The sequence below is a fragment of the Mesorhizobium sp. M5C.F.Ca.IN.020.32.2.1 genome (assembly GCF_004023105.1).
Lineage (GTDB): Bacteria > Pseudomonadota > Alphaproteobacteria > Rhizobiales > Rhizobiaceae > Mesorhizobium > Mesorhizobium wenxiniae.
The window spans coordinates 1-449 of the sequence record NZ_RZSX01001672.1 but is presented as its reverse complement, the minus strand read 5'-3'; the positions used below and the strand labels follow the sequence as shown (position 1 = coordinate 449).

Here is a 449-nt window from a genome sequence, read left to right as displayed (position 1 = left end):
GACAAGTCCGCTCCGGCAAGACACAGTCACCAGCCGACCCGACCTTCCTGCCGCTGCGCGACAGCGATTTCTCTGGCCTGCCGCCGACGGTCGTCGTCACCGCGCAATGCGACCCGTTGTCGTCGGACGGCGAAGCCTATCGCGACCGCATCCTTGCCGCCGGCGGTCGCGCCTGGTGGTACGAAGAGCCGCGCCTCGTGCACAGCTTCATGCGCGCCCGCAAAACCGTGCCGCGGGCCAGCGAGGCGTTCACCCGCATCGTCGCCGCCATCGCCACGCTTGGCAAGGGCGAGTGGTTGTAGTGACAAGGCTGGTGTGATTTGCCCCCTTCGCCCTTACCAGAGCGTTGGCGCTGCCCCTCACCCCTTACCCTCTCCCCGTGAACAACGGGGAGAGGGGATCGCCAGCGTTGCGGCCAAGCCCCTCCCCGCCCTTCACGGGGAGAAGGT

The 449-nt window shown here is 67.9% G+C and carries 1 protein-coding gene; it reads left to right on the top strand.

The window, feature by feature from the left end; all coding sequences use genetic code 11:
• The coding region (locus EOA86_RS38080; protein ID WP_164892482.1) for an alpha/beta hydrolase at window positions 1–302 on the top strand (302 nt) is incomplete at its 5' end.
• Window positions 303–449: the final 147 nt, after the last annotated feature.